Genomic DNA, 17,287 nt, shown 5'->3' with positions numbered 1-17,287 from the left:
GTAGAGTTTAACTCGGTTTGCGGTAGGGGAGAAAACTAGGCATGCGCGTAGCGATTATCGGAAATGGGGTGACCGGAGTTGCAGCTGCTCTGAGCATACGCAGGCTCCAGCCCGACTGGGAGATCGTCGTGATCTCGGGGGAATCCTCCTTTCACTATTCCCGCCCGGCGCTTATGTACATATTCATGGGCCACATGAGCTACAAGGACACCAAGCCCTACGAAGACAGTCTCTGGAGGAAAAACCGCATTGATTTGGTAAGGGGCTGGGTTACCGAAATCGATGCTGCCGGAAAAAAACTCATTATGCACGAAAAAGATCCCGTTTCGTTCGATAAGCTGCTTATCGCCACGGGATCCAAATCAAACAAGTTCGGGTGGCCCGGACAGGATCTCGGAGGAGTGCAGGGCCTCTACAGCCTTATGGATCTCAGGCTTCTTTACGAGAACGTAAAGGGAGCCCAAAGCGCCGTTATAGTCGGAGGGGGCCTGATCGGGATCGAACTTGCCGAGATGCTCCATTCTCGCAATATCCACGTCACATTCCTAGTGAGAGAAGAGTCCTACTGGACTAACGTTCTTCCGATTGAGGAATCGCGGATGATAAACCGCGTGATTCTGGAGCAGGGGATCGATCTCAGGCTCTTAACGGAACTTAAGGAGATAGTAGGGGACGATTCCGGAAGAGTGCGGGGAGTTGTGACTAACGAAGAGGAATTCATAGAATGCCAGATCGTCGGTCTCACTGCGGGGGTAAGTCCCAACGTAGCCCTTGCCAAGGCAAGCGGGATAAAGACAGGGAGGGGGATCCTAGTTGACTGGAGCTTCAGGACCGATACCCCGGATGTGTTTGCTGCCGGGGACTGCGCCGAGATAATCACCGAGGGGGAGGGAAGGAACCTTATTCAGCAGGTCTGGTACACGGGCAAGAACCAGGGAAAAGTGGCGGGAGAGGTAATAGCCGGCCGACACAGCGTGTATGACCCGGGGATATGGTATAACTCGGCCAAGTTTTTCGATCTTGAGTACCAGACTTACGGTACAGTGAGAAACCTTCCCGTTGAAGGGGAGGACAATTTTTACTGGGAGCATCCCGATCACGGCCGTTCAATAAGAATCGTTACGAAGGGCGGAGTTGTCTGCGGCATAAACGTCATGGGCCTTCGCTACAGCCACAGGGTTTGCGAGAGCTGGGTGGCGGAGAAGAGATCCCTTGACTATGTGCTCGATCATCTGGGGGATGCCAATTTCGACCCGGAATTCTATGAAAAATGCGAGGCGGAAATAATAAAGGAAATAAGAAAACAGGCTGCCTGATGGAACAAAAAATTATAGATTACGATTTTAATGAAGAAACCCTTGGTTTTGAGGAGCCGGAGAAGGCCCCGGACAAGCCGCTTGGAACCGGAGAGAAACTTTCTCTTGCCGTTTTGGGCTTCGGAATACTGATGTTTGCTCTTCAGTCCATGGGTATGCCTCCGGGCGGCACATGGGCCGGATTTCTCCTGGTATTCCTTCCTGTCTTCTTCGGTACGGCGTTTTACTTTCATCTTAACTTCAAGGGCACTGTTCCAGGAATCAAGCATGATAACATCTACTTCAGGGGGCTAACCAACAAAGGGGTTCTCGGCTGGCTTGTCGGCATTGTGTTCACCGGTTTCTACATAGCTCTCTACTGGTTTCCCGAATACTTGGCGGGGGGAATAAAGATCGTAAACCCGCTTTCTCTGGCCCTTTCAGGTTCTCCTGCCAACAACTGGTTTTTCTACGGTTTTCTCTACACCCTGGCCGTTTTCATTTTCGGAGTAAGAATGTTCATGAAATACAGGCATAATCGCTACCAGAAAATAAGAACGGCTTCCGTTATGTTTTTCCAGCTTGGGTTCGCCTTTCTTATCCCCAACCTACTTATGCTCTTTAACCAGCCCGAGTTCTACCTAAGCTACTTTTGGCCGCTTAAACCTGAATACTTGTTCCCGGGCACTTTAAGCTATTTCGTTAATCATCCCGGGGGACTTGGAATGTTCCTTATTTTCTGGGGGGCCGTGATGACCTTCATCGCCACTCCGCTTCTTACCTACTATTTCGGCAAGAGATGGTACTGCTCCTGGGTCTGTGGCTGCGGTGGGCTTGCGGAAACCATGGGGGATCCGTTTAGACATCTCTCGGACAAATCGAAAAAGGCGTGGCGCACAGAGCGCTGGCTCGTTCATTCCGTGCTGGTTTTTATCGTTGTTACGACGGTTCTTCTCTGGGTTAACTCCGCAACATCGGGGGCGGTGTTCGGAGAAGCCTCGATGTCTCTTAAGAAATGGTACGGGTTCTACATAGGGGCCATTTTTTCTGGGGTCATAGGCGTGGGTTTCTACCCCATAATGGGAAGCAGGGTATGGTGTCGGTTCGGTTGTCCTATGGCGGCCGTCCTCGGGATTTTCCAGAGGTACCTTTCAAGGTTCAGAATTACCACAAACGGCGACCAGTGCATGTCGTGCGGGAACTGTTCCACCTACTGCGAGATGGGCATAGATGTCAGGGCTTACGCGCAGAAGGGCGAAAACATAGTGAGAGCGTCGTGCGTCGGATGCGGAGTGTGTGCAGCCGTGTGCCCAAGGGGTGTGCTTAAGCTTGAAAACGGAGGAACTTTCAAGGACAGGTTCTCTGGGTCCGACAAACCGCTTGGTGCTCTTATCGACTCGCTGAAACATGTCTAGTTTCAGCGCTCAAAACCTCTAGTCCAAGAATTCTCAAGACAGTTCCAAGGTCAATTTCATTTCCCGGTCTTTAAATCGAAAGGACAAAATAGCGGAACGCTCAGATATTGAGAAACTCGACGGATTCCATGCTTTCCTTTCTCCCTCGGTCGACTCTTTCGATTACCTCGCCGTTTTCTATGTCAAAGACGAAGCAGGATATACCGGAAAGTATCTCCATGTTAAACTCCAGGAAATTGTTGACGTATATCTTGGAGTCTTCAATGATTTCCTTTTTGTCGGCCTTGTCCGGTTTTCTCACTAAAATGAAATACGCGCACAGAAAATCTGGAAGATCTGGGTTGTGGGCAAATACCGTTTTTGAATCGTATTTCAAGATTACGTTATTGTTGAAATAGCGCTGGTATCCCGCGATGAGCGGCTGGTTCAGATGAGACAGGGCGTAGACTATTGCGCAGGCGATTTTGCTCTGGTTCTCAATCATGAAATCAAGCGCTTCCTTGTTGAACCGCTCGAGTGTTTTCTCCGCTTCCTCGTTTCTTCGTGGTGACATTTTATCCTCCTTGAGAAGTCCCGTCCGCCGGTTTTTCCCCTTTAAGTGGTGTCTAATATACCATAAACCTTAAGGCGGGGGCAGAAGTGCCGTTATGTTCTCTATGAAGCATATGCCGTTGCCCTGCTTTCCCTTATGACCATGATTTTTATCTGACCCGGATAAACGACCTCTTTTTCTATCTTCTTGGCTATTTCGTGGGAAAGGATAGCTCCTTCCTCGTCGCTCACCTGGTCGCTTTCCACTATCACCCTTACCTCTCTTCCGGCCTGGATCGCATAACATCTCTCAACGCCCGGGAAAGAACTCGCGACGCCTTCTATGCTCTCGATCCTTTTCACGTAATTCTCATACGTTTCTCTCCGGGCGCCGGGACGAGCGGCGGAGATGGCGTCGGCTGCCTGTACGAGAAGCGGCAGGATTCCCTGGGGTTGGGGGTCATGGGTTTTTTCAAGCGCGTCAATAATTTCGGGGGGTTCGCCATATTTTTTGACGATGTTCGCTCCTATGTCCACGTGGGAGCCTTCAACCTCGTGATCAACCGCTTTTCCTATGTCGTGGAGCAGCCCGGCTCTTTTAGCGAGCTTCTCGTTGTAACCGATTTCGGAAGCGAGCATCCCGCAGATGAACCCTACCTCAATCGAGTGATTGAGTATGTTCTGCGAGTAACTTGTTCTGTATTTAAGCATCCCAAGCTTGTTTATCAGTTCCGGGTGCATGCCGCTTATGCCGAGATCAAAAAGAGCCTGTTCCCCCTCTTTCTGTATCTCCCTTTCTATTTCCTTTTCAACCTCGGTTACCACTTCCTCGATTCTTGCGGGGTGAATTCTTCCGTCTGCTATAAGCCGCTCAAGCGAAATTTTCGCCACTTCCCGCCTGATGGGATTAAAGCACGAAATCACAACCGTCTCGGGCGTGTCGTCAATAATGATGTCCACCCCGGTACGAAGCTCTATGGAGCGGATGTTCCGTCCTTCGCGCCCGATAATTCTTCCCTTTACGTCGTCGCTCGGAAGATTGACGACCGACACCGTTTTCTCGCTCGTGTAGCTTCCGGAATATCTCTGTATGGCAAGGGATATTATGTCTTTCGCCTTCCGCTCGGCCGAGGAATTGCACTCTTCTTCTATCTGCTTGAGTCTTTTCGCCGCCTCGTGTCTTGCATCGTCCTCAACCAGTCTTACCAGTTCGGCTTTCGCTGACTCGCGGGTAAGACCCGACACCTCCTCTATTTTTCCCTTTATCTCTTCGATGTTTTCATCAAGAGTTCTCTGCTTCTCCTCAAGAGCTAGGTCCTTGCTCTCTAGATCCGTCTGTACTTCCTCGAGTTCCGTCTTCTTTCTGTCAATTTCCTCGTATTCTTTGCCAAGTTTTTCTTCCCTTGCCTTTAGCTTTTTTTCGGTAGCGGAAAACTCTCTGCGCTTTTCGCTCGACATCTTCTGCATCTGGGAATTTCTGTCCTTGACGAGCTTCTTCGCCCTGTTCTCGGCCCTGTTTCTTATCTCTTCCGCCTGTTTCTCGGCCTTTTCGATTATGATTTGGGCCTGACTCTGGCTTTTGCTGATTCCGTTTTTCTCCCTGATCATCTTGTAGATGAAATGGGCGGCAAATCCAAGTCCGAAGAGCAGCAAAAACAGCAGTATTGATTGTGCTTGCATTTCAGTCTCCTTCTTTTTCCAGACAGTCGATGGTTCCGTCTTCTGTGATTATGCGACCCGTCTTAACGTCGGTTTCGTGCGAAGGGATGTTTTCTAACACCTGGAACTGGTAGGCCAGTCCAAAGCGCATCTGCCTGGGTATATCTTTTAAAAACCTGTCGTAAAAACCTTTTCCGTACCCGATTCTGTTCCCGGAGAAATCAAAAGCCACTCCCGGTACCAGTACGAGGTCAAGCTCGTCGCTACGGGCGCGTTCAGCGTCCGCCGGGGGTTCTGGGATGGCAAAGGCCCCAGGGATAAGTTCCTCAATATTCCTTGTTCTCAGGAAAACAAGATCGGAGCCTAGGGTCTTCGGAAAAAAAACCTTTTTTTTAAGATCAACGCATTTTTTGAATATTTCGCGGGTGTCGACTTCGCCGTTTACGGGGAAATAAAGAGCGACGCTCGACGCGTCGGAGAAAACCTTTTCGGAGAGAAGAACCTTGAGAATCAGGGCGGATTTTTCCCGGCGCAGAGGTTGGGGAAGATTCCTTCTTTTCTCGAGAAGATCTCTTCTCAGCCTATTTTTTTCCTCAAGGACGGGACCCTGCGGGCTGGTTTCCCGGGAACCGTTTATGTATGCGGAACCGGAGCGGGTCTCAGAAGCTGTTTCCTCTTGATCTGAAAGGGTCTTCGGGGCTTTCTTCAATAAGGACGGGTTCTTTTTGGCTTCCGGGTGATTCGAGCAGTCCGACCAGTTCTTCTGTTTTTCTTTCCGCGGTTCTTTTGAACTCATCAAATTCCCTCTGCAATGCGAAGAAATCATCGACGATCTCAAGAGAAGCCAGAAAAACGGGAGTAGGGACAGTTACAGGTGCGTTGTCTTCAGCTGCCTTGGTAATCTTTTGTTCAAGGTACTCTACAATTTTCATGAGGTAACTCTTCTCAGCATCTGTAAGGACTGAATATTCCTTGCCAAAGAAAACTACTTTTATCCTGTCTTTCATACCGATTCTTCGCCAAGGTGCTGTTCAATTACCCTTATCATATTGTCAACGCGTGTTCTGAGGCGCTCCTTTTCGGCTTCAAGCGAAGCGACATTCTCTCTGAGCACCTTAATTTCTTCAAGCAATCTGTCGTGTTCTTCAGCAGTCCTGGCGTTTTTGTCTACAAACTCTCTGATTTTTCTCTCAAGAATCTCCAATGATTCCATAATGAAAGTAAATTGTATCACTATGGTGAAATTATTACAAGAATCACGCCTCGAGCGTATTTACCGGAGCCGCAAAGAGAATTTTTTACGTTTTTGGGACTTTTTGTCTATAATTTCTGGCATGCAGGCAAGTCCCGTTGAAGACAAAAAGCTGTTTGAGAAGCTTGAGGAACTCGAGCGGAAGTTCGTCGAACTTGAGAGGGCGCTCGGCGACCCTGATATCTCTGCCCAGCAGAGAATCAAATGCTCCAAGGAACGTGCGGAGCTTGAGGACGTAGTCTCTGTCTACGCGCGGTTAAAGGAAGTCGCGGAGGCTGCCGAGGAGAACCGCAAGTTGCTCGATGACACGGAGCTTGCGCCTCTTGCCCGTGAGGAGCTTGAAGAGCTTTCCGAGGAGAAAAGCGAACTCGAAGCTAAACTCAGAAAGCTTCTTCTGCCTAAAGATCCGAATCTCGGGAAAAACGTGTTTCTTGAGATAAGGGCCGGAGCCGGAGGGGAAGAGGCGGCTCTTTTCGCGGCCGATCTCCTCAGAATGTACTCCAGGTACTGCGAGAACCGCCGCTGGAAATTTGAAACCATAACGCTTAACGAAACCGGGATCGGCGGGATAAAGGAACTTGTGGTAAGGATCGAAGGACGGGAAGTTTACGGCAAGCTCAGGTATGAAAGCGGGGTTCACAGGGTTCAGCGAATACCCTCGACGGAGGCTGGCGGGCGAATACATACGTCAACGGCGACAGTCGCTGTACTTCCGGAGGCCGACGAGGTTGACGTGGAAGTGGACGAGAAGGAACTCAAGGTAGATACTTTCAGGTCTTCGGGCCCCGGGGGGCAACATGTCAACAAGACGGATTCCGCGATAAGGATAACCCATCTTCCAACGGGAATCGTCGTGCAGTGTCAGGACAATCGCTCGCAGCAGAAAAACAGGGTCCATGCGATGAGTATGCTACGCGCGAAGCTTTACGAGATTGAGGAGCAAAAACGCGCAAGCGAGATCTCGCGCACCAGGAAAACCCAGGTCGGAAGCGGGGACAGAAGCGAAAAAATAAGAACCTACAACTTTCCTCAGGGGAGAATAACCGACCACAGAATAAGTCTCACTCTCCATAAGATAGAGGCTGTACTGGGAGGAGAGCTTGATCCTCTGCTGGAGCCTCTCGCAGCCCATTTTCAAGCCGAAAGTCTTAAGAATCTGTCAGAGGCCTGACGACTTTTCCCGATTTGTATTTGCCGGGCCAAGCAATAGAATATACCTTCAATGAATGTCATATATCTGATTTCCGCTCTTTACCTGCTTTCTTCTCTTCTTTACGGTACTTACCTCTGGTCGCAGAAAAGAAAAATCTCCCGGGCGGGTATTTATTTCGCCATTGCGGGAGTGCTTACTCATACCGCGCTGCTCGTTGTTTTCCTCATGCGTGGCGACGTACTGGCCGGAAGTACTTCAAGGCCCCTTTTTATTTTCTCGTGGCTTATAACGCTTGTCTTTTTAGTTTCGCAACTGAGGTTCAAGACCCCCGTGCTCGGCGCGTTCGTGCTCCCCGTGGCTTTTCTCGGGACCTTGCCCTACGTGATCATTCCGGATGGGATGATTACCCAGGACCCGACGCTTGGAAACCCATGGGTGCTGGCGCACATACTGTCCATTTTTCTTGGAGAAGCGTTTTTCGCGATATCTTTTCTAGCGGGCGTGATCTACATATTCCAGGAAAACCAGCTGAAATCGAAAAGAGTCGGAAGCCACCTGAAAAAACTTCCTTCCCTGATAACGCTTGACAAGATAAACCACCTGAGTCTCCTGCTCGGGTTCCCGCTTCTAACCGTGAGTCTCGTTATCGGTTTCGTACTTGCAAAAGAAATATGGAGCGATGTGTGGACGTGGGGAGCCAAGGAAACTTGGTCTACCGTTACGTGGCTTCTTTACGCTTTTTTGATAAACGGACGTCTTTCCCTCGGATGGAGAGGCAGAAGGGCGGCGCTCGGAGCCGTGATCGGGTTCTGCATCGTGGTGGGGACGTTCGTTATGGGATATATCTTCCCGGGGCAGCACAAATTTGAATGAAGTCGTTCTGTTTACAAAGATTTGGAAATAACGTTATAATATACGCCCCGAATTACGGCAAAAAACTGTTTTAAGGAGGATTACGATGGCTGTAGCTAGAGTAACAGAGGTCATAGGATCATCTGATAAGTCATGGGATGACGCTGTGCAGGAAGCTCTTGACAGGGCGAACTCGACCCTAAGGGGTCTTACCGGAATTGAGGTAACGAAAATGAACGCCCGCATAGAGGATGGGAAGATTGCCGAGTACCGTTCCCACGTCAGGATCACCTTCATTCTGGAGGACTAACATCTCCTTACGGAATATTTTCCCAAAACTGCAAACAACGTGATGAACTGCTTTGTAAAATCACACGGGTTGGGAAATGATTATATTGTCCTAGACAGCGCCGAAATAGATTTTGATCTCGGCAAATCCGCCATAGAACTCATATGCCACAGGAATTACGGCATAGGTTCTGACGGCATACTGCTTCTGGTTCCCCCTGCAAGGGGGGACTTCGGGCTCAGGATTCTCAATCCTGACGGGAGCGAGGCGGAAAAAAGCGGAAACGGGCTCAGGATTTTCGCCAAGTACCTCTACGAGAGGAAAAACGCCTCGAGCAAGACTTTTTCCATAGATACTCCCGGCGGTCTTGTTACGGCCGAAGTCGAGGAGAAAGACGGAAAGGTCCACCACGTCACGGTGGAAATGGGTGCGGCGACTTTCAGGGCGGATGAGGTGCCGGTAGACATGGAGGGGGAGGAAGCTGTGGGGCAGCGCCTTGTTCTCGGCGCATCAGAATTTGATTTTACGGCCGTTTCGGTGGGCAATCCCCACTGCGTTATTTTCTTCGAAGAGCTAAGAGAAGATCTCATAAGGAAGCTCGGACCCGAGATAGAAACCCACCCCATCTTCCCCAACAGGACTAATGTTCAGTTTGCCCAGGTGATTTCGCGCGAGAGCGTTCGTATTTTAATCTGGGAGAGAGGAGCCGGTTACACTCTTGCCTCAGGCAGTAGTTCCTGCGCGGTCGCCGCGGCGTGCGTGAAATCCGACCTTACGGACCGGAATCTCAGGGTGCTGATGCCCGGCGGGCATCTGGACATAAACGTCGGGGAAGACTGGGCGATCACTATGCGCGGCGAGGTGGAAGAAGTCTTTTCGGGAATGTTGAGCGACGATCTTCTTTACAAACTAAGAAATCCTTCCACTATAAATTTATAGAGCGACCGGTTCATTTTTTGATGGAAAGACTGCTTTTAAAAGCGGATGTGGTGATTCCGATAAGTTCTGAACCAATTCGCAATGGAGCCGTCGTTGTGGACGGGGGACGTATCGTTGACATCGGAACATCAGATAGAATCGAGACTGACTATCCCAGTTTACAGAAAATAAGAAGGCAGAACTCGATAATGCTTCCCGGGTTCGTAAACGCCCACACACACCTTGAGCTCAGTTGGACAAGGGGGAAGATCGGAGGTTTCGAAGATTTTACCGGATGGCTTGAGCGGCTGATCGCTCTTAAGGCCGACGGAATTGATCAAGATCTTGTCGAGGATTCAATGAGGGCGGGGATTCGCGACGTCATCGGTAGTGGTGTCACTACATTAGGGGAAATATCTTCCTTGGATTTCGGCGGGAGGGAGATGCTTAGAAGCTCGGGGATGAGAATTATCGCGTTTCTCGAGCTTTTTGACCGCATTTCACCAAGACTTTCTTCACTTGAATTTCAAAGCGAAGACCTTTACGAGGAAAGACCCTTCCCGCACGCGCCTTATTCCTGCGGGCCGGAACTTCTAGAGGCGGTTTTTGCCTGCGCGGGAAAAAACGCGATTGCGACGGGAATCCATCTGGGCGAGAGTCCTGATGAAATCGATTTTCTGAAGAACCTGCCCAATGAATTTGAACGGAAAATCTTCCCGCTCATAAAAAAGGAAACTTTCGAAAGGCCACGGGCCGATACTCCGACACGCTACATAAACAGATTTCTTCACGGGAAAGACGTGAAACTCTCCGCCGTTCACATGGTTCAGGTGGTGGATGAAGACATGGAAATAATCCGAGGCGCCGATATCGGCATTATTCTCTGCCCAAGAAGCAATGTTCTTCTCGGAGTGGGTAAACCGAACCTGAGCCAGATGGTTGATCATGAAAGGGTAGGGCTTGGGACCGACGGACTTTCAAGCAACTCAGATCTTGATTTCTTCCAGGAGATCAGATTCCTGCATGACATTATGGTTGAGCAGGGAATACGGCAAAGCGCCCGTCTGGCAGTCTATTTCGCGACTCTGGGTGGAGCAAGGGCTCTTTTTATCGAGGAGGAGACAGGGAGTCTTGAGGTCGGAAAAAGTGCCGACATCATATGCATTGGCTGCAAAGGGGGAATTGCCCCCGATCCTTATTCCTGCGTAGTGTCTTCAAAACCGGAGGATCTCCAGTTCTCAATGGTAGGGGGGAATTTAATCTACAAAAAGGACCCTTGGGATCCTTGTGAGCATTAGTTTCCTCGGTATCTGCGATGACCGAATCAAAGCCCGAAAAGCTTTTCGTCTATGGAACCCTGCGAAAGGGCGGGATAAGAAGCGGGCATCTTGAGCGATGCAGGCTGCTCAGGATGATGAAAGTTCCCGGGATTCTTTTCCGTACGCCTTTTGGTTATCCGGTGGCCGTGTTTGATGAGACTTCCCCGCTTGCTGTCTGGGGAGAGCTTTATGAGCTTCCCTCGGATTCCGAGCTCTTTATCGGGAGTGTGGACTGCCTCGAAGGCGTGGATGAAAAGCTTTTTTCAAGATCAGTTATCCGCTTGGAAGAAGAGTCTTTTTATGTATATGAACCCGGCCCGGAGCTCAGAAGGCAGATTGGCGATGAGGACATAATAAAAAGCGGCAACTGGTTCTCGGACCCCGTCCTCTGCGGAGAGGATCCCTTCTCTTTTGCCATCAGCTTTGAGAATATCCAAAAACAGTATTACAGGATGAAACCCGACGGTCGCTCGGAAGAGAACATTTTTCTTGAAGGCACGGTCCCGGTTCTGGTTACCTGTCCGCACTCGACCGCTCACACGAGAATGGGGAAACTGAAGCGTCATGAATTCTACACAGCTGCTCTGGGAGCCGTGTTGCATCTGGTTCTCGGCTGCCACTGTCTTTACGCGAACAGGGAACAGGGGACAGACCCGAATTACTATGATGACTGCGGGTTTAAGGCTGTGCTTGAGAGGGTTCTCTCCGAGAGGAGAATAGATCTAGTTGTGGACATACACGGTACCGGAAACGAAAGGTCCGAGGATCTGTTTCCAGGCGTGGGGGATGAGAGGGAATTTCTTCTTTCGGCACCTGATGTTCTTGACAAGTTTTACCTTGTCGCCGAGGAGTATGGAATCACGGCCGGAAGCGCCGATATATTTCCCGCCGCAAGGCAGATGACCGTGGCCAAGTTCGCTGCGAAGCGGTTTTCGGTTCCCGCAATCCAGATTGAGATAAGCGACAGGCTCAGGATGCCGTGGAGACGGGAAGAAGAGTTTCGTTGTCTCATAGGGTTTCTTCTCGGATTTGTTGAAAAAGTGATCTCAGGGAAAATGGACCGGAACGGATAACGGGTGGTGCCTCCCCCGGCTGAAATAAAATTACCCGCAGAGAATATCAAGCATTGGGTTCTCGGCTATGATTCCCTTTGCTCGGGCTTTTTCAAAAAGATACTCAAGAGCCCCGGTTCCGCTTTCGCCAAGATCCCTGGTCCACTCATTTACGTACATTAAGACGAATTTCTCTCCCGTATCCTCGCTCATTCCCCTTCCAAAACGCATCGCATAATCAAGAGCCTCTTTTTTGTTCGAGAGAGCGTACTCTATGCTTTCTTTGTGTACCCGAAGAACTTCGGTGTCGAGCCCCCGGGGTATGTCTCTTCTGAGCACGTTAAGTCCAAGCGGCATCGGAAGATCGGTCTCCTCGGCCCACATCGCTCCAAGATCGAAGAGAAGATCAAGTCCCGTCTCTTCGTAGGTAAGCTGTCCTTCATGTATAAGAAGACCCGCGTCTACCTCTTCTTCGAGCACCTTGTCCATGATCTTGTCAAAGGGCACTTCAACCGGGATGAAATCATCAGCATAGAGACTCAGAAGAAGATATGCAGTAGTAAGCTTTCCAGGTACCGCGACGACTTTTCCCCTGAGGTCAGAAATTTTTTTCTTGGCAACCACTATGGGGCCATACCCTTTTCCCATGCTGGCCCCGCAGGAGAGAATCCGGTAGCGGTCCTGCACGCTCAGGTATCCGTGGGCAGAAATTGCCGTCACCTCAAGCTCAGCATTCATGGCTCTTCTATTAAGCGACTGTATGTCCTCGATCACATGCTCAAAGTCGATTTTCTCGGAAGGCACCTTTCCGCTCGCTATGGCGTAGAACATAAAAGCGTCGTCAGCGTCGGGACTGTGGCCCAGTTTCATGATTTGTTTCTCCATTCTCGTTTCCCCTCGGGTTTTGTTTATGACAGGGCTGCGTGAAAGTCCATTCCGTTTTTCTTCTCTATTTCGCCAAGCTCAAAAAGAAGGTCGCGATACCTTGTGAGTCCTTCCACCTTGGCATCGTCAAGGTCGTATTTGATTCTGTGCTGAAGATAGGTCTCGCACTGCTCCCTGCTCAGCCCCAGCTTCCGCGATTCGATATCCGCTATTTCCCTGATGAGGCCCACTCCTTTGTCCCTTGTCGAAACAAGACATCTGCAGCCTTCCGCGGTAGCGCCGTCCCCTTTTCTCGTCGCCATCAGCGCGTATACGAAGGGGAGGGCGGTTTCCTCCGTCCACAGTTCCCCGAGATCGTACGTGAGAAGGGAGTTGTCTCTGCAGAGATGACGGGAACCAAGACCCGCGTTGCCGATCAGCATTCCCGCGTCGACTTCCTCAAGGAATCCGTTTCCCGGACTTCTTTTTACGTATTCGGGCGTAAGACCGAGGAAAAGCTCCAGTACGATTCTGAGCAGGGCTGTTGAGCTCTTGGACCTGCTGTCGACGGACACGCTTGTTATTTTCGTTATTTCTTTTCGTGCCTTGAGTATGACGCTGTCGACTTTTCCGAAAGAGGATATGGAAATGTCGGGCAGAATGCAGTAGTCGTCGGTTCTTAGAAATTCAACCGAGGGAATGGGCGCGACGTCAATCACTCCTTCCGACAGATTGCCGGAAAGAAGGAAAGGGTCAAAATACATTATATTAAAGCTGTGCTCCACCAGGCCTTTTTCCAGAGGATAAATAAGCGGCCGCATGTTAAGAAAAGGCGCTGCTCCTAGATTTATCAATGGATGTCCCCCCTTTTTTTCGTTCACAGTTCTATTCCCCGCGCTTCCTCGCCCTTCGTCCACCTACTCGGGAGGAATATCTTCTGATAAAGCGACAGCGCGTAGAGATCCGACATTCCCGCTATGAAGTCGCATACGGCTCTCTCCAGGGTTTCGCCTTCCCGCTCGGGCATCCTGCAGAAATTCTCCCTGAATATCTTCTCGTTCTCGCAGAAATAGAGATAAAGTTCTTTTACCACCTTCTTGGACTTGTTGTGAAGAGAGAGCAATCGCTCGCTTGTGTAGACATTCTCGTACAGATAGGCTCTGAGTCCCATAAGGGCTTCTAGCACCTCCTCACTCATGAGCACTCTCTTGAGGCTGCCCTCGATAGTCTGCTCCACGATATCGACCACCATGGTGTTTATCCGCCGCGAAGCTGTTTTCCCGAGAACCGAGATGTATTTTTCGGGTACGTCACCGGGCGAGATTATACCGGAGCGGGTGGCGTCATCAAGATCGTGATTGGCATAAGCCACGAGGTCCGAGATCTTGGTTATCTGGCCTTCAAGGGTAAGGGGCCTGTTTTCCTCCGTGTCTATTCCCTCCTTTCCCCATCCTTTGGAATGCTTCGCTATTCCGTCCCTCACCTCATGCGTCAGGTTGAGTCCCTCTCCGTCGCGCTCAAGTACGTCAATGATCCTCATGCTCTGGCGGACATGCTTGAATCCGCCGGGAAACATCTCGTTCAGTGCCGCTTCCCCGGAGTGGCCGAAGGGGGTGTGGCCGAGGTCGTGTCCGAGCGCTATGGCTTCGGTCAGGTCTTCGTTAAGCATCAGCGCTCTGGATATGGTTCTTGCTATCTGGGAAACTTCTATTACGTGGGTAAGCCTTGTGCGGTAATGATCGTTGGTGGGGGAGATGAAAACCTGGGTTTTGTGCTTCAGCCTTCGAAACGCCTTGGAATGTATTACCCTGTCCCTATCTCTCTGAAAGCATGTTCTTATGTCGCATTCACGCTCGGGTCTTGCCCTGCCTTTTGACTCGCAGCTCAAAGCCGCTATGGGGCTCAGCAACTTTTTTTCGTTTTCTTCAGTCTGCTTTCGTATGAGCAAGATATCCTGAACCTCTTTTTACACCAGTCTTACAAGTATCCCTTTCTCCGACAGGAACTGTTTCGCCTCGTTTATTGAATACTTGCCGTAATGAAAAATCGAGGCGCACAAAACCGCATCCGCCCGTCCTGCTTCCACTGCTTCAACCAGATGTTCAAGCCGTCCCGCGCCTCCAGAAGCTATGACGGGGATGCCGACGGTCTCGGAGATGGTTCTTGTGAGTGAAAGATCGTACCCGTCCTCGGTGCCGTCCCTGTCCATGCTCGTAAGAAGAATCTCTCCCGCTCCGAAGTTCTCCATCTTCGCGGCCCACCCGACGGCGTCTATTCCGGTCGGGTTGCGTCCGCCGTGGGTGAAGACTTCCCATCCGTCGCCTTCTCTTCTCCTCGCGTCTATGGCTACCACTATGCACTGGCTTCCGAACCTATGGGAAGCACGTCTTACGAAATCCGGTTCCGCTATTGCCGCCGTGTTGATCGTTACCTTGTCCGCCCCCGCCAGCAGAAGCTCCCTTACGTCTTCCACGGTTCTCAGCCCCCCTCCGACGGTCAGGGGAACGAAGACCTCGCTCGCGGTCCGCTCGACTACGTCTATCATGGTTTTCCTCTTTTCGTGCGAGGCGGTGATATCGAGAAAGGTTATCTCGTCAGCGCCCTCTTCGCTGTACTTTTTCGCTACCTCAACAGGGTCTCCGGCGTCCCTGAGGTTAACAAAGCGAACCCCTTTTACCACTCTCCCGTCCTTTACATCAAGACATGGAATTATCCGTTTTGAAACCATTTCACTGAAACCTTCTTATGGCGTCTCCAAGGTCTATGGAGCCCGAGTAAAGCGATTTTCCGAGAATCGCCCCCACAAGGTTCGTCTCCCCGATTGACTGTATCTTTTCAAGGTCGCCGAGCGACGCGATGCCGCCTGAAACGATTACAGGAAGGGGGCAGATGGAAAGAAAATCCTTTACTGAAGCCGTGTCGGTTCCTTCCATTGTTCCGTCCCTGTCGACGTTTGTGTGAATCACAAGCGACACTCCGATATCGCGGAATTCAAGCATCGTCCGCTCAATGGACGCGTCTACTGTCTCCTTCCATCCCCGAAGGGCTACTTTCCCGCCCCTGGTGTCGACCCCGACGGCTATTCTTCCGGGGAATCTTCCGCAGACGTCCTCGAGAAACTCCCTGTCGGTAAAGGCCGAAGTGCCTATTATCACTCTTTTGATACCAATTTCGAGGTATCTCTCCACCGTGGCGATGTTTCTTATTCCGCCTCCCACCTGGATGCTTGAGGAAACGGAGCGGACTATCTGGTGCACGGCTTCGAAATTCCTCGGGTTTCCCCTGAAGGCACCGTCAAGGTCCACGACGTGAATCCACTCGGCTCTGCCCGTCTCCCACTTTTTCGCGGTGTCAGAAGGGCTGTCTGAAAACACGGTCTCCGTGCCTTCTTCCCCCCTGAGAAGCCGCACGCAGTTTCCGTCTTTTAAGTCTATTGCGGGAATTATGAGCAACTAAGAACCTCACTGTTAACTGAAAAACCACGGGAAATAGTACACAAGCGGGAAGTGGATTATAAGGATATTTCGAAAAAATACCGATAAATCTACTATTCTGCTCAGTCTGGAGAATCACGCAGTATTTTCTTCCTGATTTCCCTGAGCGTGAGTCTGCGGGATTTAAGTTCGTTTATCAATCTTATTCTTTCAACCATCTCCTGTGCGTAGAGCTTGTACCCGGCGTCAGTAATTTCGGCGATTTCAAGCAGACCTTCCTTGGTCCAGTGGCGTATTGTGGAATTTCTCCGGTTGGCCAGCTTTGCAATCTCGCCGACCCTTAGCAGAGGGCCTTTTTCCTTGCCTGTATCCGTTTTGCCTTCGGCCGCCCTGAGGTATATGTCAAGGGACCGGCTAACTGCCTGTGCGACAATTTTCATGTATGTGTCCATGGACCCGCCCGTCTGCGCTTTTTCAAGCGAGTCGATATAAGCCAGCCGGTCGCGTTTGCGTATTATCGCTTCAGGGTAGCCCGACATGAGCAGGATCATGTTCATCAGAAGCCGAGCAGTACGGCCGTTGCCGTCTGTAAACGGGTGAATGGTGACCAGCCTGTAATGGGCCTCCGCGGCCAGTTCCACGGAATGCAGGCCGGTTGCGAGCCCGAGCCATTTAACAAATCCGTTCATAAGGTCCGGCACTTTGCGCGGGATTGGAAGCACCGCAGCCGAGCCGGATATTCGCACCGGCGTCGCCCGATAACGACCAGAGTTGAAATCATCAATACCTTTCATGATAAGGCAGTGAATATTCAGAACATCTTTTTCGGTCAGCGAGTGCGGTCTGCGTTTCGCCTGTTTTCTTGTCCAGTCAAGCGCGCGGGCGTGGTTTACGGCCTCTGTGTGCTCCAGAAGCGATTTGCCGCCCACGGCGAGACCTTTTTCAATAACAAGCGCGGTCTCACGTCGGCCTAGCGTATTTCCTTCAATCGCGTTACTTGTGTAGGTAAGCTCAACCCGAAACCATCCGTCCAGATTGCTTGTGAGCGCGTCAGGCAGCGGCCAGTATTTATCCAGCAGCTTCTTTTTCGCAGTCAGTTTTTCGTAGTTCATAGTATAAACCATAACGTTATGGTTTTTAACCGAAGGAATCCCCGCGGGCATTCTCAGCTTTCCGCGGATTTGTTTTATTCTTAACGCCGTAGTAATATTTTCAGCCACCTTGTATTAGGATCCTAAAATCTGGAGGAAATTA

At 50.7% G+C, this 17,287-nt stretch carries 19 protein-coding genes; 8 read left to right on the top strand and 11 right to left on the bottom strand.

Translation table 11 applies throughout. The features are described 5' to 3' along the window. The first annotated feature begins 41 nt into the window (after positions 1-41). Together F4Z13_06885 and F4Z13_06880 are read left to right on the top strand one after the other, a co-directional pair. Complete coding sequence (locus F4Z13_06885; GenBank protein MXZ48951.1) at positions 42-1,316, top strand: NAD(P)/FAD-dependent oxidoreductase; 1,275 nt, start codon at positions 42-44, stop codon at positions 1,314-1,316. Next, positions 1,271-2,710: a 4Fe-4S binding protein gene (locus F4Z13_06880; protein ID MXZ48950.1), complete on the top strand. Its 1,440-nt coding sequence runs from the start codon at positions 1,271-1,273 to the stop codon at positions 2,708-2,710. The genes F4Z13_06885 and F4Z13_06880 overlap by 46 nt, the downstream gene beginning before the upstream one ends. A gap of 100 nt (positions 2,711-2,810) precedes the next feature. On the opposite strand, the gene F4Z13_06875 is transcribed toward F4Z13_06880, so the two are convergent. The 5 genes from F4Z13_06875 to F4Z13_06855 all read right to left on the bottom strand — a co-directional run bounded on the left by F4Z13_06875 (position 2,811) and on the right by F4Z13_06855 (position 6,113). Then, positions 2,811-3,263 carry a hypothetical protein gene (locus F4Z13_06875; GenBank protein MXZ48949.1) on the bottom strand — a complete coding sequence of 151 codons (453 nt, stop codon included), beginning with the start codon at positions 3,261-3,263 and terminating at the stop codon, positions 2,811-2,813. Between the two features lie 101 nt (positions 3,264-3,364). After that, positions 3,365-4,921, bottom strand: a complete 1,557-nt coding sequence (gene rny / locus F4Z13_06870) for a ribonuclease Y (GenBank protein ID MXZ48948.1) — start codon at positions 4,919-4,921, stop codon at positions 3,365-3,367. Position 4,922: 1 nt separating this feature from the next. Beyond that, entirely contained in the window at positions 4,923-5,726 is an 804-nt protein-coding gene (locus F4Z13_06865) for a 5-formyltetrahydrofolate cyclo-ligase (protein MXZ48947.1), read from the bottom strand. Then, positions 5,560-5,907 (bottom strand): cell division protein ZapA, encoded by a 348-nt coding sequence (locus F4Z13_06860; protein ID MXZ48946.1) that lies wholly within the window; start codon positions 5,905-5,907, stop codon positions 5,560-5,562. The genes F4Z13_06865 and F4Z13_06860 overlap by 167 nt, the downstream gene beginning before the upstream one ends. Next, positions 5,904-6,113, bottom strand: coding sequence for a hypothetical protein (locus F4Z13_06855; GenBank protein MXZ48945.1), 210 nt, complete (start codon positions 6,111-6,113; stop codon positions 5,904-5,906). The genes F4Z13_06860 and F4Z13_06855 overlap by 4 nt, the downstream gene beginning before the upstream one ends. Positions 6,114-6,264: 151 nt before the next feature. On the opposite strand from F4Z13_06855, the gene prfA reads away from it, so the two are divergent. The 6 genes from prfA to F4Z13_06825 all read left to right on the top strand — a co-directional run bounded on the left by prfA (position 6,265) and on the right by F4Z13_06825 (position 11,756). Then, positions 6,265-7,323, top strand: coding sequence for a peptide chain release factor 1 (gene prfA / locus F4Z13_06850; protein MXZ48944.1), 1,059 nt, complete (start codon positions 6,265-6,267; stop codon positions 7,321-7,323). Between the two features lie 51 nt (positions 7,324-7,374). Further along, positions 7,375-8,178, top strand: coding sequence for a hypothetical protein (locus tag F4Z13_06845; protein MXZ48943.1), 804 nt, complete (start codon positions 7,375-7,377; stop codon positions 8,176-8,178). A gap of 85 nt (positions 8,179-8,263) precedes the next feature. Then, positions 8,264-8,467, top strand: a complete 204-nt coding sequence (locus F4Z13_06840; protein ID MXZ48942.1) for a dodecin domain-containing protein — start codon at positions 8,264-8,266, stop codon at positions 8,465-8,467. Positions 8,468-8,509: 42 nt separating this feature from the next. Continuing rightward, positions 8,510-9,385, top strand: a complete 876-nt coding sequence (locus F4Z13_06835; GenBank protein ID MXZ48941.1) for a diaminopimelate epimerase — start codon at positions 8,510-8,512, stop codon at positions 9,383-9,385. Between the two features lie 20 nt (positions 9,386-9,405). Beyond that, a complete protein-coding gene (locus F4Z13_06830; GenBank protein ID MXZ48940.1) occupies positions 9,406-10,662 on the top strand; it encodes an amidohydrolase family protein in 1,257 nt (418 codons plus the stop codon). A gap of 17 nt (positions 10,663-10,679) precedes the next feature. Beyond that, a complete protein-coding gene (locus F4Z13_06825; GenBank protein ID MXZ48939.1) occupies positions 10,680-11,756 on the top strand; it encodes a hypothetical protein in 1,077 nt (358 codons plus the stop codon). A 30-nt stretch (positions 11,757-11,786) separates the two neighbouring features. On the opposite strand, the gene F4Z13_06820 is transcribed toward F4Z13_06825, so the two are convergent. From F4Z13_06820 to F4Z13_06795, 6 genes are all read right to left on the bottom strand, one after another. Then, a complete protein-coding gene (locus F4Z13_06820; GenBank protein ID MXZ48938.1) occupies positions 11,787-12,605 on the bottom strand; it encodes an ABC transporter substrate-binding protein in 819 nt (272 codons plus the stop codon). A 38-nt stretch (positions 12,606-12,643) separates the two neighbouring features. After that, positions 12,644-13,480 (bottom strand): menaquinone biosynthesis protein, encoded by an 837-nt coding sequence (locus F4Z13_06815; GenBank protein MXZ48937.1) that lies wholly within the window; start codon positions 13,478-13,480, stop codon positions 12,644-12,646. Continuing rightward, on the bottom strand, positions 13,477-14,547 hold the full coding sequence (locus F4Z13_06810) for a deoxyguanosinetriphosphate triphosphohydrolase (protein ID MXZ48936.1): 1,071 nt from the start codon (positions 14,545-14,547) through the stop codon (positions 13,477-13,479). The genes F4Z13_06815 and F4Z13_06810 overlap by 4 nt, the downstream gene beginning before the upstream one ends. 18 nt (positions 14,548-14,565) lie before the next feature. Next, positions 14,566-15,327, bottom strand: coding sequence for an imidazole glycerol phosphate synthase subunit HisF (hisF, locus tag F4Z13_06805; protein MXZ48935.1), 762 nt, complete (start codon positions 15,325-15,327; stop codon positions 14,566-14,568). A gap of 1 nt (position 15,328) precedes the next feature. After that, the gene (gene hisA, locus F4Z13_06800; protein MXZ48934.1) at positions 15,329-16,051 is read right to left on the bottom strand and encodes a 1-(5-phosphoribosyl)-5-[(5-phosphoribosylamino)methylideneamino]imidazole-4-carboxamide isomerase; all 723 of its coding nucleotides are present in this window, start codon (positions 16,049-16,051) and stop codon (positions 15,329-15,331) included. A 104-nt stretch (positions 16,052-16,155) separates the two neighbouring features. Then, positions 16,156-17,157, bottom strand: a complete 1,002-nt coding sequence (locus F4Z13_06795; protein ID MXZ48933.1) for a MerR family transcriptional regulator — start codon at positions 17,155-17,157, stop codon at positions 16,156-16,158. Between the last annotated feature and the right edge of the window lie 130 nt (positions 17,158-17,287).

It is taken from the genome of Candidatus Dadabacteria bacterium, from assembly GCA_009837205.1.
GTDB lineage: Bacteria > Desulfobacterota_D > UBA1144 > Nemesobacterales > Nemesobacteraceae > Nemesobacter.
The sequence above is the reverse complement of the archived record's forward strand: the minus strand, read 5'-3'. Positions and strand labels throughout refer to the sequence as shown.

Coding starts and splice junctions, on each gene's coding strand:
- F4Z13_06885 (MXZ48951.1), top strand. CDS start 42: ATGCGCGTAGCGATTATCGGAAATGGGGTGACCGGAGTTGCAGCTGCT.
- F4Z13_06880 (MXZ48950.1), top strand. CDS start 1,271: ATGCGAGGCGGAAATAATAAAGGAAATAAGAAAACAGGCTGCCTGATG.
- F4Z13_06875 (MXZ48949.1), bottom strand. CDS start 3,263: ATGTCACCACGAAGAAACGAGGAAGCGGAGAAAACACTCGAGCGGTTC.
- rny (MXZ48948.1), bottom strand. CDS start 4,921: ATGCAAGCACAATCAATACTGCTGTTTTTGCTGCTCTTCGGACTTGGA.
- F4Z13_06865 (MXZ48947.1), bottom strand. CDS start 5,726: ATGATTTCTTCGCATTGCAGAGGGAATTTGATGAGTTCAAAAGAACCG.
- F4Z13_06860 (MXZ48946.1), bottom strand. CDS start 5,907: ATGAAAGACAGGATAAAAGTAGTTTTCTTTGGCAAGGAATATTCAGTC.
- F4Z13_06855 (MXZ48945.1), bottom strand. CDS start 6,113: ATGGAATCATTGGAGATTCTTGAGAGAAAAATCAGAGAGTTTGTAGAC.
- F4Z13_06845 (MXZ48943.1), top strand. CDS start 7,375: ATGAATGTCATATATCTGATTTCCGCTCTTTACCTGCTTTCTTCTCTT.
- F4Z13_06840 (MXZ48942.1), top strand. CDS start 8,264: ATGGCTGTAGCTAGAGTAACAGAGGTCATAGGATCATCTGATAAGTCA.
- F4Z13_06835 (MXZ48941.1), top strand. CDS start 8,510: ATGAACTGCTTTGTAAAATCACACGGGTTGGGAAATGATTATATTGTC.
- F4Z13_06830 (MXZ48940.1), top strand. CDS start 9,406: ATGGAAAGACTGCTTTTAAAAGCGGATGTGGTGATTCCGATAAGTTCT.
- F4Z13_06825 (MXZ48939.1), top strand. CDS start 10,680: ATGACCGAATCAAAGCCCGAAAAGCTTTTCGTCTATGGAACCCTGCGA.
- F4Z13_06820 (MXZ48938.1), bottom strand. CDS start 12,605: ATGAAACTGGGCCACAGTCCCGACGCTGACGACGCTTTTATGTTCTAC.
- hisF (MXZ48935.1), bottom strand. CDS start 15,327: ATGGTTTCAAAACGGATAATTCCATGTCTTGATGTAAAGGACGGGAGA.
- F4Z13_06795 (MXZ48933.1), bottom strand. CDS start 17,157: ATGGTTTATACTATGAACTACGAAAAACTGACTGCGAAAAAGAAGCTG.